Origin of the sequence: Micromonospora sp. CA-248260 (genome assembly GCF_050942205.1) — a bacterium.
Lineage (GTDB): Bacteria > Actinomycetota > Actinomycetes > Mycobacteriales > Micromonosporaceae > Micromonospora > Micromonospora antibiotica.
In genome coordinates this window covers 3,606,165-3,622,050 of sequence record NZ_CP192021.1, presented here as the reverse complement: position 1 = coordinate 3,622,050, position 15,886 = coordinate 3,606,165, and the positions used below count along the sequence as shown (strand labels likewise).

Below are 15,886 nucleotides of genomic sequence, written 5' to 3'. Positions count from 1 at the left end.
GCTCCTGTCGCCCCACGCGCAGGAGGGGGACCTTCCCGACACCGCAGACTGTGCGAGGACCCCTTCATGACCACCCCCTTCAGCGCCGGCACGTTGGTCTCCGCCCGGGGCCGCGACTGGGTCGTACTCCCGGAGAGCGCACCCGACATGCTCGTGTTGCGCCCCCTGGGCGGTGCGGACGACGACGTCGCGGCGGTCTTCCCCGCCTTCGAGCGGGTCACCGGCGCGCGGTTCGCCGACCCGTCGCCGGCCGACCTGGGTGACGCCCAGGCCGCCGGCCTGCTGCGTTCCGCGTTGCGGATCGGGTTCCGCTCCGGTGCCGGCCCGTTCCGGTCCCTCGCCGGCATCGCCGTCGAGCCACGCGCCTATCAGCTCGTGCCGTTGATGATGGCGCTGCGGCAGAGGACCGTCCGGATACTGATCTCGGACGATGTGGGCATCGGCAAGACCGTCGAGGCGGGCCTGATCGCCACCGAGCTGCTCGCCCAGGGCAGCGCCCGCCGGCTCGCCGTGCTCTGCTCACCCGCGCTGGCCGAGCAGTGGCAGGGGGAGCTGCGCAGCAAGTTCGGCATCGACGCCGAGCTGGTCCTCGCCTCCACGGTGTCCCGGTTGGAACGCGCCCTGGACCTGGGCCAGTCGTTGTTCGACCGGCACCCGTACGTGATCGTCTCCACCGACTTCATCAAGTCGACCCGGCACCGCGACGACTTCGTCCGGCACTGCCCCGACGTGGTCATCGTCGACGAGGCCCACACCTGTGTGGCGGCCGACGACAACACCTCCGCCCAGAACCAGCTCCGCTTCGAACTGCTCCAGCGGGTCGCCGCCGACCCCGAGCGGCACCTGCTGCTGGTGACCGCCACCCCGCACAGCGGCAAGGAGGGCGCCTTCCGCAACCTGCTCGGCCTGGTCAGGCCGGAACTCGCCGCCGTCGACCTGAGCTCCGACGCGGGCCGCCGGGCACTGGCCCCCTACTTCGTGCACCGCAAGCGCGCCGACGTGCGGCAATATCTCACCCGGGACGACGGGCTGGCCGACGACAGCCTCGCCGAGACGACGTCGTTCCCCGCCGACCGGCATTTCAAGGACGAGACCTACAAGCTGTCCCCGGCCTACCGGGCGCTGCTCGACGACGCCATCGCGTACGCCAGTGAGCGGGTGACCGCCGCGGACCGGCAGGGGCGGCGGGAGGCCCGGATCGCCTGGTGGTCGGCGATCGCGCTGCTGCGGTCGCTGGTGTCGTCACCGCGTGCCGCCGCGCAGACCCTGCGTACCCGGTCGGCGACCGTGGCGGCCGGCAGCGCCGAGGAGGCCGACCGGCTCGGCGCACCGATGACCAGCGACTCGTCGGACAACGACGCTCTCGAAGGGCTCGACGTCGCCCCCGGCGCGGCGACCGGCGACCCGGCCAGCGGTGTGGACCCGGCCGGCGGCGGCGACCGTGCGGGAGCGCGGCTGGCCGAGCTGGCGGAGCAGGCGGCCAAGCTGGAGGGGCCGACCGAGGACCGCAAGCTCGCCGCCCTGGTCACCCACCTCAAGGCGCTGCTCAAGGAGGGCTATCACCCGATCGTCTTCTGCCGTTACATCCCCACCGCCGAGTACGTCGCCGAGCACCTCGACGGCAAGCTCGGCAAGAAGACGGTGGTGCACGCGGTCACCGGCACACTCTCGCCGCAGCAGCGTATCGACCGGATCGAGAAGCTCGCCGAGGCGGCCGGCGACGACCCGGCCGCCCGTCGGGTGCTGGTGGCGACGGACTGCCTTTCCGAGGGCGTGAACCTGCAACACCACTTCGACGCGGTCGTCCACTACGACCTGGCCTGGAACCCCACCCGCCATGATCAACGGGAGGGGCGGGTCGACCGGTTCGGCCAGAAGCGCAGCGTCGTCAAGGTCATCACCCTCTATGGCGGTGACAACGGCATCGACGGCAAGGTCCTCGACGTCCTGATCAAGAAGCACCGGCAGATCCGCAAGGACCTCGGCGTCTCGGTCTCGGTGCCCGACGAGGCGTCCTCCGGGGTGACCGACGCGATCGTCGAGTGGGTGCTGCTGCGCGGCCAGCAGGCCGAACGCGGCGAGCAGGGCAGCCTCTTCGACGCCGACGAATACCGGGCCATCGACCGTAAGGCCGCCACCCTGGCCGCCGACTGGCAGTCGGCAGCCGAGCGGGAGAAGACGTCCCGGTCGCGGTTCGCGCAGCACGCGATCCGGCCGGAGGAGGTGGCCCGCGAGGTCGCCGCCGTCCGCGACACCCTGGGCCGGGCGGGGGAGATCCGATCTTTCGTACGCCAGTCGTTGCGGGCGCTCGACGGTGTGCTGCGCGACGATCCGGCGCGGCCGGGCGACTTCACCGCGGATGTCAGCGGCACCCCCGCCGGGCTGCGTGACGCCCTGGCCCCGGTGCTCGGCGGTGACGTGGTGGAACTCGGCCGACCGGTCCCGTTCCGCAGCATGGCCGCCGTCGACCGGGGTGAGGCCGCGCTGGTCCGTACCGACCCGACGGTGGTGGCGCTCGCCGGTTACGTCCTCAACGCCGCCCTCGACGAGCAGGCTTCCGGCCCCCGCCCGGCGCGGCGCTGTGGCGTCATCCGGACCCGGGCCGTCGCCGGCCGGACCACGTTGCTGGTGGTGCGCTACCGGTTCCACCTCACCCTGCCCTCGCGCAACGGCACCCGGCAGCTCGTCGCCGAGGATGCCCGGCTGCTCGCCTTCGCCGGGGCACCCGCCAATGCCCGCTGGCTGCCCCCCGACGACGCCCTGGCGTTGCTCGAGGCGACTGCCGACGCCAACACCGACCCCGGCTTCGGCGAACGCACCATGCGGCAGATCCTCGACGACCTGCCGGCCGTCGCCGACCACCTCAAGGGGTACGGCGAGGAGCTGGCCGCCGAGCTGCTCGCCTCGCACCGCCGGGTGCGCAGCGCCTCCGGCGAGATCGTCCGGGGCCTCACCGTCACCGCCCAGGACGGCGCCGACGTGCTCGGTGCCTACGTCTATCTGCCCGCCCCCACCGCCGGAGCCGTCGCCTGATGTCTGCCACCGCCCGCAACCAGGTCTTCACCGCCGTACACACGATTGGTGGGTTGCTTCCCGCCGACATGCTGGTGCGGATCGCCGAGGGTAAGGACGTCACCGGCACCAAGCCGGCCGACTACCGGGTGGTCGGCGCGCGGTCGGTGCGCGACGACGCCGAACGGCACTGGGACTGGCTCAAGTCGGTGTGGAAGGACCTACGCGGCAGCCTGCCCGCCGCCCCGGAGGCCGACACCCCCGCCGACCCGACCGGCCGGGCCGGCACCCAGTGGCTGGCCCCGCTGTTCGACGCGTTCGGCTTCGGTGCGCTCACCCCGATCGGGGCCACCGGCATCACCTCCGACGACGGCGGCAAGACCTTCCCGATCAGCCACCGCTGGCAGCACGTGCCGATCCACCTGGCCCCGTGGAACGCCACCCTCGACAAGCGCCCGGCCGGCGGCGGCAGCGTCCCGCCGCAGTCGCTGGTGCAGGAGTGCCTGAACCGCACCGACGCCCACCTGTGGGGGGTGCTCACCAACGGCCGGCAACTGCGGCTGCTGCGCGACTCCAACGCCCTCGCCACCGCCGCCTACGTCGAATTCGACCTGGAAGCCATCTTCGACGGTGAGCTGTTCAGCGAGTTCGTGCTGCTCTACCGGCTGCTGCACGTCTCCCGCTTCGCGGTGGCCGAGGGCGCGGCCCCGTCGACCTGCTGGCTGGAGAAGTGGCGTACCGAGGCGATCACTTCGGGCGTACGCGCGTTGGAACAGCTCCGCCGGGGCGTCCAGGAGGCGATCACGACGCTCGGCACGGGTTTCCTGCGCCACCCGGACAACCAGCGGCTGCGCGAGGACTTCGACGTCCAGGAGTTCCACAACGCCCTGCTGCGTCTGGTCTACCGGCTGCTGTTCCTCTTCGTCGCCGAGGACCGCGACGCGCTGCATCCGCCGGGCACCAGCGAGGAAACCCGCGAGCGGTACGAGCGGTACTTCTCCTCGGCGCGGCTGCGCGCCCACGCCCGACGTCGCCGAGGCACCGCCCACGCCGACCGCTACCAGGCGCTGTGGATCGTCCTCGACGCGCTGGGCGACGTGAACGGTCGCCCCGAAATCGGCCTGCCCGGCCTCGGCGGCATTTTCGACGACCGGGAGGCGGACGCCCCGCTGCGCGGCCTGTCGCTGGCCAACGAATACCTACTGACCGCCGTACGCCACCTGTGCCAGGTGCGCGACACCGGCTCGCGGCGCTGGCGGTCGGTCGACTACCGGCACCTGGACGCCGAAGAGTTGGGCTCGATCTACGAATCCCTGTTGGAGCTGGTGCCCAGGCACAGCGCGGTCGACCGCTCCTTCGAGCTGGTCGAACTTCCCGGTAACACCCGCAAGACGACCGGCTCCTACTACACCCCGTCGTCGCTGATCGAATGCCTGTTGGACTCGGCGCTCGACCCGGTGATCGACGACGCGGTCAAGCGCGGCGAAGTGGCGGCCACCGCCGCCGGCCAACCCGACCCGTCCGAGACGATCGTCAACGAGCTGCTGTCACTCACCGTCTGCGACCCGGCCTGCGGCTCCGGCCACTTCCTGGTCGCGGCGGCCCGCCGGATCGGCAAGCGGGTCGCGGCGGTACGCGAACGCAACCCCGAACCGACTCTCGACGCGGTACGCACCGCCCTGCACGAGGTCATCGCCCGGTGTATCTATGGCGTCGACCTCAACCCGATGGCGGTCGAACTGGCCAAAGTGTCGCTGTGGCTGGAAGCCCTCGAACCGGGCAAGCCCTTGAGCTTCCTCGACGCCCACATCAAGCACGGCAACGCGCTGATCGGTGCCACGCCCGCGCTGCTCAAGGACGGCATCCCCGACGCGGCGTTCAAACCCATCGAGGGCGACGACAAGAAGTTCGCAAAGGGCCTGGAAAAGCAGAACAGCCAGCAGCGGGCGAATCAGGTCAGCCTCTTCGACTTCGACGCGGAGACGCGGGTTGCCAACACCGTCTTCGCGCAGGGCCTTCGCCGAATCACGGATGCGCCTTCAACCGACCTGAGCCACGTACGCCAGCAGGAGTCCGCCTACCGGGAGTTCGTCGCGTCTGACGATTACCAGCGGGCTTTGCATCTCGCCGACGCCTGGTGTGCGGCCTTCATCTGGCGGAAGACGGTGCACGCACCGCCAGCGGTCACTCATGGCATCTTCCGGGCGATGGAGAACCCGAACGCGTCGGCTGCGTCGCGGGAGACTCACGAGGAGATCGAACGGCTGCGGGAGGAGTACCTGTTCTTCCACTGGCACCTGGAGTTTCCCGAACTCTTCGCGGTGGCGGACAGCGCGATCGACACTGATCCGGCAACGGGCTGGTCGGGCGGCTTCGACTGCATGCTTGGAAACCCGCCGTGGGAGCGCGTCAAGCTTCAGGAGCAGGAGTTTTTCGCCGCCCGCAGCGAGACGATCGCCAAGGCTGCCAACAAGGCTGCTCGCGAACGGCTCATCAAGGCACTGGTGGACAGTCAGGAAGGCGCGGATCGGGTCATGCATGCGGCCTTCGCCGCCGCCCGTCGGCTGGCCGAAGGAGTCAGTCACCTGCTCCGCAACTCCGGCCGCTATCCGCTTGCCGGGCGGGGAGACGTGAACACGTATGCCGTCTTCGCCGAGACTGCCTCCCTCGCGATCGCGCCACATGGTCGCTTCGGGCTGGTCCTGCCTACCGGCATCGCGACGGACGCCACGACCGCGCCCTTCTTCTCCGACCTTGTGCGCACCGCGCGTCTCGTTTCCTTCCTGGACTTCGAGAACGAGGCATTCATCCTCAGCCGGGATGTTGATCACCGGGTCCGGTTTGCTCTGCTGACCGTGGCGGGCAAGGGCGAACGCGTGGGCCGGGCATCCTTTGCCTTCGGCACGCGGTACATCGAGGACCTGGACAGCCGGCGGTTTGCCATGCCACCCGAGGAGATCCTGCTCGTCAACCCCAACACGGGCACCCTCCCTGTCTTTCGTTCCCGGCGCGACGCCGAGATCACTCTTGGCATCTATCGTCGGGTGCCGGTGCTTCTCAAGGAGGGCGACCCGAATGGCAATCCATGGGGCCTGTCATTCATGCGCATGTTTGACATGTCCAACGACTCGCACCTGTTCCGCACCCGTGAACAGTTGGAGCGCGACGGCTGGACCTTGCACGGCAACATCTTCGAGCGCGACCAACAGCGAATGTTGCCGCTGTACGAGGCGAAGATGCTCCACCATTTCGATCACCGCTTGGGTACGTACGACGGCCAGACCGAGGCTCAAGCCAACATGGGTACCCTTCCACGACTGACCCCCGAGCAACACGATGATCCCAGCTTTGTGCCGATGCCCAGGTATTGGGTCCCGGAGTTCGATATCCCTACTGAGAAGCGGGATAAGAAGGGAAACGTCATCTACGATCTAGGCGTCAGTTCCCGGCTTGCTGAGCGGGGCTGGGATCACCAATGGCTGATGGGGTGGCGGGATATCGCTCGTTCTACAGACACGCGAACGATGATGGCTGCAGTGCTACCAAGCTACGGGGTGGGTCATACGAACCCCTTGGTTTTCCCTTTGGGAGCTGAGGCTGCAGCTCTTCTTCAAGCGTGCCTGAGTTCTTTCGTCTTCGACTACGTAATCCGACAAAAAATAGCGGGAACTCACCTTACGTACTCGTACCTTTACCAGTTGCCGGTTCCTTCCAGGGCTGCATTCCGCGCCCTGCATGGCGGGGATCGCTGGTTCATCGACCGTGTGGTAGAACTGGCGTATACGAGCACTGATATGGCCGACTATGCAGAGGAGCTTGGATATGTAGGACCGCCGTACCGCTGGGATATAGGCCGGCGCGAGATGACACGCGCCGAACTCGACGCTAGCCTTTTTTATCTGTACGGACTTAGCCGCGACGATGTAGACCACGTGATGAATACTTTCGACACGGTCAGACGGGCGGACGAGTTCAGCCGCAGCACCTACCGCACTAAGGCTCTCATCCTTGACAGCTATGACCGTTTGACGGAGGCCAAGCAAGCCGGCATCAAGTACGAGACCCTAATTCAACCGCCTCCTGGCGACGGCCTTCGGCACTCTGTACTCTCGGACACACTGTGCAGTGTTTCGCCTGAGTAGCATTCGGCCGACATGATTCGGCATGACCTTCCCGTTGAGGTATGACTACCTCCCGCTGTTCAAGACTCGGAATCATGGAGTCTAGAAAGAGCCGTGGGAGGCCTCTTGGCGATAGGGTTCCCAGACTTAAACCTGTTCAGGAAGTCCTGCGCGTTCCCCTCATACATCCCACTGGAGGTTCGGCTTGCGTATCGGTAGACTTGCGATCAAGAACTTTCGAAACTTCCGCGACCTGGTGGTCGATCCTTTCCCTCCGAATGCTGTCATCGTCGGCGAGAACGGTGTAGGGAAGTCTAACCTATTGTATGCGCTTCGGTTGATCCTCGATCCTGATCTGCCGAATAGTGCACGTAAGTTGCGCGCCGATGATATTTGTGATTTTAGCGGTAAGTCCCTTGCGGATGGCATTGAAGTGCGCATCGAAGTTGACCTGGTGGACATTGACGAAAGCGTCGGCGAAGACGGAACGTGCGATGGCTGCTTCGTCAACCTGGATCCGCTAACCGCCCGTCTGACCTATGTGTTCCGACCCCGTCTGGGGATTGGTGTCACGGCCGAACCACTCGACCGCGACGACTACGAGTGCAGAATCTTTGGAGGCCTGAGTGAGGAAGACGCCCCGCGCCGGTTCAGCGATGATGTGTCGCTGACTGTGCTTCCGCCACTCCGGGACGCTGTCACTGAGTTGTCGCGATGGCGAGGCTCGCCGCTGCAGGATTTGCTGGAGGCTCGCAGCCCATCACGGTCGGCACTGGAAGCGGCGGCTAAGGGTGTGAGCGGGGTAATGGGTGCTCTAGCCGCTGATCCCGCAATCACGGCTGTCGCAGAAGATCTGGGAAGTCGGTTGGTCAATATGGCCGGACCTCGTCTAGATGTGACGCCCACGCTCGGGTTTGCCTCGAGCATCCCGGACCGGCTTCTTCGGTCGATACGGCTTTTCGTTGATGAAAAGCAGACTCGCAGCGTTGGAGAAACGTCCACCGGAAATGCGAACGTGATGTATCTTGGGTTGCTGCTCGAGAGGCTTGCATCGCGAAAAGAGCGCGATATCTTGGTTGCGGCGCTCCTCGCGGTAGAGGAACCTGAGGCCCATCTTCACCCGATCCTGCAGCGTCAACTCTTCCGTTACTTGTTGAATAATGAAACCTCCCTCGTGGTCACTACCCATAGTCCACACATTGCTGCAGTAGCCAGGCTCGAATCAATTATTCTGTTGCAAGCTAGCTCTGGTGGCACTATTGCGGCCTGTGCTGGCGAGGCAAAATTGACCGCAGCCGAGTCCGCCGATCTGGAGCGCTATCTTGATGCTAACCGAGCCGAGGTGCTGTTTTGCTCGGCTACGATCTTAGTTGAAGGGCCGTCCGAAACATATTTGTTGCCGGCGCTGGCTTCAGCGCTCGGCTTTAATCTCGACGCCTACGGTGTCGTGGTCGCAGATATCTCTGGCACAAACTTTGGCCCATACCGTCGAATGCTAGGCCAGAATGCTCTCAATCTTCCCCATGTAATCGTTACCGACGGCGACCCCATCTCTCGGGATAAGTATGTTGCGGCGGGCCTGTTTCGAGCGGCAAAGCTTGCGCAGCGGCCCGAGCTTAGAGACGAGCTTACGGCGAACGCGAATGCTGCTTTGGCGGCAGGTAGCACTGGAGACACGACCAATGCGCGCTTGGCGGCGATGAAGATCGATGTCTTCGTTGGAGTACACACATTGGAATGTGATCTGGCGCCACTCCTGGCTGGCCAGATGATCTCCGCGTATGAAGAACTCGAGGAATCTGATGATCTAGTGAAGCAGTTTACGGCGGCTGCGAAGTCTTTCCAGAGCGGGAGCGCAGGCCAGGTAGATCGAAATGATATATTGAGGCGAATCAAGTCGGTTAGCAAGGGTCGGTACAGCCAGCGGCTTGCTATGCATATTCAGGAAAGCGACACGCAGTCGCTGCTGGTCGACTTTAAATTGACCGGCAAGATCAACATGGTTGACACGGCCGAGTTACTGCTCTCGGTGGGGAGTTACGGCTATGTTCTCGCTGCCATAGACCGTATCTCTTGGATGGTTCGAGGTTATAGTATTTTGCAGATTCTTAATGAGGGAGAGAGCGAGGAGTGAGCATTCCTACGGGGCTGCCACGTCGCCTGGAAGAAGAACTCGCTGCACTTAATGAATCTCAACTCGTAGCAGCGATTCATCCAGGTAGCGTGGTTGTCCAGGCTGGACCTGGATCAGGTAAGACAAGAACTCTCGTGGCGAAGGCTGCCTATACACTCGAGTCGTTGATCCCGCCCCGTCGTGGGCTGGCTGCCATTACGTATACCCGGCACGCTGCCCAGGAGATCGTACATCGACTCGACGTGCTTGAGGTGGATGGCGGTGCGAGGATTGCTGCTGGCACCTTGCATGGCTGGTGCCTACAACGAATCTTGCGTCCCTTTGGGCCGCTTGTCGGTATGGTGCCGCCCGGCATAGGCCATGTCATCGACGACAAGAGTGTCGAGTGGGTGGTTCTCTTGCAGCAGTGCCTCGATGAGGCTACCCCCGGATCGCTTGCCAGATTCGAAAAGACCGAGATTTGTAGGATTCGGCGACGTATGGCTGCGGGCATTACGGAGGATGACCGCGACCCACTGGTGCGGGCTGCCTTGAAAATGGAACAGCGTATGCGCGATCGGAGCCTGTATGACTTCGATCTTATGATTTCGGAGGCATTTGCCCTTTTGCGTCGTAATCCTCGAATCACACAACTGCTGGCTTCGCAATTTCCGATGTTGATCGTCGACGAGTATCAAGATCTTGGGCCAGTGTTACACCAGATTGTCCTTCACCTGCGTGAACAAGGTGGCCTCGAAGTCGCTGCATTTGGAGATCCGGACCAAGCCATTATGGGATTTGCAGGTGCTGACCCTGAATTTCTAATTGAGTTAGCTTCAAGGCGTGATTTTCTAAATGTGAGCCTAAATATCAACTACCGATGCGGTTCCGCAATTATCGCCGCTAGTCAGGCGGCAATTAACGGCAGCCGAGCCTATCACGCTAATCCGCTTCGTACTGACCCCGGCGTCGTAGAGCTAGTCTCAGTTAGTGGTGCAATCGGCGAACATGCCGAGATGACTGTCATGAAAATCGATGAACTTGTCGCCAATGATGTCGAGGAGCATCGAATAGCTGTGCTTTATCCGGGCAAGGGCGCGCTTCTTGATGAGCTCATTACAGCCCTTGACGATAGTATCTATGAGTACGTTCATGAGAACGATCAACGGCTTCCTGGTGGGGAATTCGTAGAGTTCATTCGCCAGTGTGCTGCTCGGGCGATCGCCGGTCCGCAGCCAGTCGGCACTCCTGATATTACCCGTACTTCTGTCGTGCCGACAATCCGCCAACTGGCATCGACCTATAGAGTCCTGCATGAGGGTCTCGGCCAGTCGTCACCGCTGCGCCGGCCAGCGGTCCGGCTGGTGGCTGCGGCCTTGCACACTGTGAGAACCGATGCGGCTTTAGCTCCATGGATTAGTCAACTCAATGCGGTGCTCGGTCTTGACAATCTCGCCTCCCGTAGTCCCCTTAAACGCGACCGCCACGCGGTAGAGTCTCTACTGGATATAGCCGCAGGTAACCGGTTGTGCGTTGGTGATATCGCAGGTGCTTTGCGCGTTGGTAAGATAACCTTGACGACCTATCACGCCGCAAAGGGCCGTGAATGGGACTTCGTCATACTTCCCGGCCTAATAGACGGCGTGATGCCGCGACGCCGCTGGAATGATCTCACTCGTGAATGGGTGCCTGTTCCTGCAGGCGACTTCGAACAACTTCGCCGGGCTTTCTATGTTGGTCTAACACGTGCGAGACAGGCCGTGATCCTTGTAGAGGGCGATCATTGGCTTAGTTCACGAGGTTTATCGAACCGCTACGGAGTGTCGCCGTTCGCTCAAATGGTTCGTTCGCAGCTTCGACGTTCGAGCTAGGACGCCGAATTCAAGACTCGTAGTCCCTGCCAGCGGCGAGCTAGATTCGGCAAGCGGGCGACTCTCGGAGATATTTGTCCATCGACTCTTTGGCAGGGTGTGGTCAGGATATTCGGGACTTCGGCGGGCCACGTCCGCGCCACTGTTATGCAAGGAAGCAGATGGGCCTGTGGAGCCCGCATGGGGAGCATTCTTGAGTCAGATTCGAGGGCTTACCATCAGTTTCGCCCTGCGACATCAGCGACGAACACGCCGATGCCTTGCCGGCCTTCCAGGACGCCTGCCTCGATCAGGATCTCGATGGCCTTCCTTACGGTCACGCCCGAAGTGTCGTACTGATCGGCAAGCTCTTTCGTCGTGGGCAGCTTGTCGCCGGGCTTCAGGAGCCCGGCATCGATCCTGTCCAAAATGTCCTGCCGGATCCTTCGCCACAGCGGCACGTACTGCACCATGGGCCGACTCCATCACAGCCGGCTTCACGTCGTGCAACCTATGCCTTGTTTAAAGTCTATAGCTTGTTTGACGTGTTTAGTTGTAAACTTGCTGGCGAGCAGATCACGGAGGGAAGCGGCATGGGTAGGCGGTGGAAGTGGTTCTTGCGGCCGGGGAGGGTCGCGGTCGACCTGACCGGGCAGGTGGTGCCGGCTGGGGACGTGTCGGAGTGCTGGCGGCGGGAGACGGTCGAGGGCGTCGTACCCGATGGGGTGGAGACGTCGCGGTGCGACGGCGCGATCGTCTACGAGCGGCCTGAGCAGCGGCGGGCGGCGCTTGGGTCGAACCAGCGTGCGGACCGTTACCGGGCGGAGTCGGCCGGTCGGCAGCGTGCGGGGAGGGGCTCCGATGGCTGAGGATGTGGGGTCGACGGTGCCGCGCCGGCAGCTCGGGCGGGCGTTGCGGGAGCTGCGGACCGAGGCGCTGATGACCCTCGACGGCGCGGCGGAGGCGTTGCGGTGGAGTCGGCAGAAGGTGTGGCGGATCGAGGGCGGCGCCGGCGCGGTGCATGGGCTCGACGTACGGCTGATGTGTGAGCTGTACGGCGTGCGGCGTCCGCTGGCCGACGCGCTGACCGCCCTGGCCGGCGAGACGCGGGCGAAGGGTTGGTGGCACTCCTACGGCGGCAGCATCCCCCGCTGGTACGACCTGTACGCCGGCCTGGAAGCCACCGCGACCCGGCTCCGCGAGCACGCCACCGCTCTGGTCCCCGCCCTCCTGCAAACCCGGGAGTACGCGACCGAGGTGTGCCAGCACCGCGTGGCTGGCACCGGTGACGAAAGGGACTGCCTGGTCGAGGCCCGGCTACGCCGGCAGGACCTACTGTCGCGGCGGCTGCCCCCACCGCCCCGCCTCGACGTGATGCTCTCCGAGGCGGTGCTGTTGCGGGTCGTCGGCGGGGCGGCGACGATGGCCGAGCAGCTCCGGCACCTGCTGACGGTGGGACGGTTGCCGCACGTGACGATCCGGGTGGCGCCGCTCGCCGCCGGGCTGCACGCCGGTGCCATCGCCGGAGCGTTCGTGCTGCTGGACTTCCCGCCCGGCAGCCGCATCGAATCCGAACCCCCGGTCGTCTACCGGGAGTCGTTGACCGGTGCGCTCTACCTCGACCGTCCGGCGGAGTTGGCCGCCTACGAGAAGATCTGGGCCAGCCTCGACACCCTCGCCCTCGACGAAGAGCAGTCCCGACGACTCATCACCAAAATTATCGAGGAGGTCCACCAAGCTGAGTGGGTCAGTCGAGCCAGCAGATGACGGCGTCGCCGTCCGTGGCGGCCGCCGCGAAGAACCGCTGTGCGTAGGGGAGGTGGTGGGTCACCCACGACAGCTGGTCCGGCCTGTCCCAGACCATCGGATAGATGTCGGCGCGCTCGAGCTCGGCCTGGTCGACGCCGCGACTGAGGTCCTGTTCGGTGAGCGCACCCAGCAGCGCGTCGGCCGCCGCGACCTGCTCCGCCGTGAGATAGCGGGGCGACCCGTACCCCCAGTCGTGCGCCAGGTCCTCGACGTACTCGTCGTCATTGGGGTCCGCTTCCGGCGTCTCGACGAACGTCTCCGCACCGACCACGATCGGCAGCTCGATGCCGAGTCGGTCGAGGAGGAAATCGAAGGCGTGCCACGCCTTGCCGGTGCCGCCAATGCGATCGTCCTCGCCGTCCATGGCGGCGCGCACGAGGTCGTATGCCCAGTCCAGGTCGTCTTTCGCGCGCGCCAACTCGGCCGGACTGACCCGCATCCAGTTCCCGTTCATGCTCACGCGCGGCAGCGTAGACGCGGGAACCGACAGTTCCTCAGGGCGCGGGCCAGCGAAATCCGCTGATCCACTGTTCGGCGGTGCCTGCGACTCCCGGGCATCAAACCAAGATCAGTCGCTGGCTGGACCGGGGTTGAGCCGACCGTCTCCGGCGGCGTCGAGGCGATCATGCAGGGTGGCGGCGCGGGCGTCGTCGAACCTGGCGAGTAGGTCCCGTGCCTCCCGTCGCGGCGGCTCCGCCTCCTCGGCGCGGCCCGCCTCGACCAGGGCGGCGGCCAGGTTCGCCAGGGTGACCGCCAACTGCCAGGAGTCGCCGAGTCCTCGGTGGGTGGCCGCCGCCCGCAGGTGGAACGCGATGGCCTCCTCCGCCCGGCCCGACTCCCGGTACGCTTCGCCCGCACCGTCGAGCGCCATCGCCTCGCGGCTGCGATCGCCCAACCGCCGCTGGATCATGGCCGCCCGGTGCACCGCCTCCAGCGCCTCCGCCGGCCGCCCCGACGCGCGCAGCACCCGGGCCTGCTCGACCAGCCAGTGCGCCAGCCACACCGGGCTGCCGGCGTCCTCGGCGATGGCGAGCGCCCGTTCGATGGCGGCCTCGGCTTCCCCGATCCGCCCGAGTTCGCGCAGCGCCATGCTGAGGAAGAACAGCGAGTTGCCCTCCTGCCCTCGGTCGGCGATTTCCCGCTGCACGGCGAGCGCCCGGTCGAGCAGCTCGACGGCCCGCGCCGGCTCCCCGAGTTCGTAGCGGGTCTCGGCGAGGTTGCTGAGCAGCAGGGCCTGCCAGCGCCGGTTCCCCAGCCGCTCGAACCGGGCGAGCGCGTCAGTGAAGTGGGCGAGCGCGTCGGTGAGGCGGCGGTGCCGCAGCCCCAGCAGGCCGAGCGCGTTCACCGACACCGCCGTGCCGTGCTCGTCGCCGATGTCGCGCCGGATCGCCAGCGCGGCCCGGTGGTGCTCGGCCGCCTCGTTGAGCTGACGCGCCTGGAAGTGGGCCTTGCCGAGACTTTCCAACGCCTCCGCCTCGCCGCGTCGGTCGCCGAGCGAGCGGGCCGCCGCCAACCCGATCCGCGCGGTGGTGAACCAACCGTCGAAGGCGTTGCGGTGCATGAAGACGCTGCGCAGGATCGCGGCGAGCTGCCAGGCCACACGCGGCGCGTCGGCCTCGGCGGCGGTCCGGGTGGCGGCGACCAGGTTGTCGCGTTCGACGTCGAACCAGGCGTCCGCCTCGGCCGGGCCGGCGAAAGCCAGCGGCACGACGCCGGCCGGTGGATCCAGCGCCACGGTGCGATTGAACGGCAAGCTCTGCGCCAGCGCGGCGTCCGCCGAGTGCAGATACCACTCCAGTACGCGGCGCAGCGCGTGCCGCCGATCCTCCTCGCCCTCGAACTGCCTGACCTGGTCGACGGCGTACGCGCGCAACAGGTCGTGCAGGTGGTAGCGCGCAGGCGCGTGCTGCTCCACCAGGTGCGCGGTGACGAGCGCGTCCAGTGGCTGGCGTACCTCGGCGGCCGGCACCCCGGCCAGCGCGGCGGCGGCCGGCACGCTCACGTCCGGCCCGGGATGCAGCCCGAGCAGCCGGAACAGCCGGGCTGCCGTGGTGCCCAGCCCCCGGTAGGACCAGGCGAAGACCGTACGCACCGCGTCGGCCTCCTCGTCGTCCTCGGCGGTGAGCGCGTCCCACAGCGCCGACTCGTCCCGCAGATCCTGGATCAGGTCACCGAGCGGCATGAACGGGCGGCTCGCGGCCCGTTCGGCGGCGATCCGCAGCGCGAGCGGCAGGCGGGCGCAGAGCCGCGCCAACTCGACCAGTTCGGCGGGGTCGTCGCCAGCACGGTGGTCGGCGGTGACGCCGTGCAGCAGCGCGACCGCGTCGTCCTCGGTCAGCATCGGCAGGGTGAGCCGGCGACCGCCGTCGCGGGTGACGAGACCGGAGAGCATGCTCCGGCTGGTGACGATCGTCAGGCAGGTGTCCGAGCCGGGCAGGAGTGGACGCACCTGTCGGGCGGTGGCGGCGTTGTCGAGGACCAGCAGCACCCGCCGGTCGGCCAACCGGGACCGGTACAGGGCCTCGCGGTCCTCCGGGTCGGCGGGAACAGCGGCGGGCGGCACACCGAGCGCCCGCAGGAACCGGTCGAGCACCACCTCCGGCCGGGTCGGCTCGCCCGGGTCGTACCCGCGCAGGTTGGCGTAGAGCTGCCCGTCGGGGAAGCGGTGCCGGGCGCGGTGCGCCCACCGCAGGGCGAGGGAGGTCTTGCCCACCCCGGCGGTACCCGTGATCACCGAGAGGGTCACCCGGGCATCGTCGTCACCGGTGAGCCGATCGAGGGCGCGCAGCTCCGCGACCCGGTTGACGAAACCGCGTACGTCGCCGGGGAGCTGCTGGGGCGGCAGTTCGCGCTCGACGCCGTCGCCGTGGAAGTGCACCCCGCCGTAGACGTCCCGGGCCTGGACCAGATCGGCGGGGCCACTCAGCTCCGACCGGTTGACATGGCGGGGCGTCGGCTCCTGCCCGTCCCGCTCACTCACG

8 protein-coding genes are annotated in these 15,886 nt (G+C 66.1%); 5 read left to right on the top strand and 3 right to left on the bottom strand.

Annotation, left to right across the window (positions count from 1 at the left end; all coding sequences use genetic code 11):
- Positions 1–66: 66 nt before the first annotated feature.
- From ACQP2H_RS16020 to ACQP2H_RS16005, 4 genes are all read left to right on the top strand, one after another.
- Positions 67–3,033 (top strand): helicase-related protein, encoded by a 2,967-nt coding sequence (locus ACQP2H_RS16020; RefSeq protein ID WP_433233398.1) that lies wholly within the window; start codon positions 67–69, stop codon positions 3,031–3,033.
- A complete protein-coding gene (locus tag ACQP2H_RS16015) occupies positions 3,033–7,154 on the top strand; it encodes an Eco57I restriction-modification methylase domain-containing protein (protein ID WP_433233396.1) in 4,122 nt (1,373 codons plus the stop codon). The genes ACQP2H_RS16020 and ACQP2H_RS16015 overlap by 1 nt, the downstream gene beginning before the upstream one ends.
- A 184-nt stretch (positions 7,155–7,338) precedes the next feature.
- Positions 7,339–9,267 carry an ATP-dependent nuclease gene (locus ACQP2H_RS16010; protein WP_433233394.1) on the top strand — a complete coding sequence of 643 codons (1,929 nt, stop codon included), beginning with the start codon at positions 7,339–7,341 and terminating at the stop codon, positions 9,265–9,267.
- Positions 9,264–11,117: a UvrD-helicase domain-containing protein gene (locus ACQP2H_RS16005; protein ID WP_433233392.1), complete on the top strand. Its 1,854-nt coding sequence runs from the start codon at positions 9,264–9,266 to the stop codon at positions 11,115–11,117. The genes ACQP2H_RS16010 and ACQP2H_RS16005 overlap by 4 nt, the downstream gene beginning before the upstream one ends.
- 218 nt (positions 11,118–11,335) lie before the next feature.
- Here ACQP2H_RS16005 and ACQP2H_RS16000 read toward each other — a convergent pair whose 3' ends face one another.
- Positions 11,336–11,569, bottom strand: coding sequence for a GntR family transcriptional regulator (locus tag ACQP2H_RS16000; protein WP_433233390.1), 234 nt, complete (start codon positions 11,567–11,569; stop codon positions 11,336–11,338).
- Positions 11,570–11,957: 388 nt separating this feature from the next.
- Between ACQP2H_RS16000 and ACQP2H_RS15995 the strand changes: the two genes are divergently transcribed.
- Positions 11,958–12,863, top strand: coding sequence for a helix-turn-helix domain-containing protein (locus ACQP2H_RS15995; protein WP_433233388.1), 906 nt, complete (start codon positions 11,958–11,960; stop codon positions 12,861–12,863).
- Here ACQP2H_RS15995 and ACQP2H_RS15990 read toward each other — a convergent pair.
- Both ACQP2H_RS15990 and ACQP2H_RS15985 read right to left on the bottom strand, forming a co-directional pair.
- The gene (locus tag ACQP2H_RS15990; protein ID WP_433233549.1) at positions 12,844–13,359 is read right to left on the bottom strand and encodes a DUF1877 family protein; all 516 of its coding nucleotides are present in this window, start codon (positions 13,357–13,359) and stop codon (positions 12,844–12,846) included. The two genes, ACQP2H_RS15995 and ACQP2H_RS15990, sit on opposite strands and share 20 nt — an antisense overlap.
- 114 nt (positions 13,360–13,473) lie before the next feature.
- Positions 13,474–15,885 carry an ATP-binding protein gene (locus tag ACQP2H_RS15985; RefSeq protein WP_433233386.1) on the bottom strand — a complete coding sequence of 804 codons (2,412 nt, stop codon included), beginning with the start codon at positions 15,883–15,885 and terminating at the stop codon, positions 13,474–13,476.
- Between the last annotated feature and the right edge of the window lies 1 nt (position 15,886).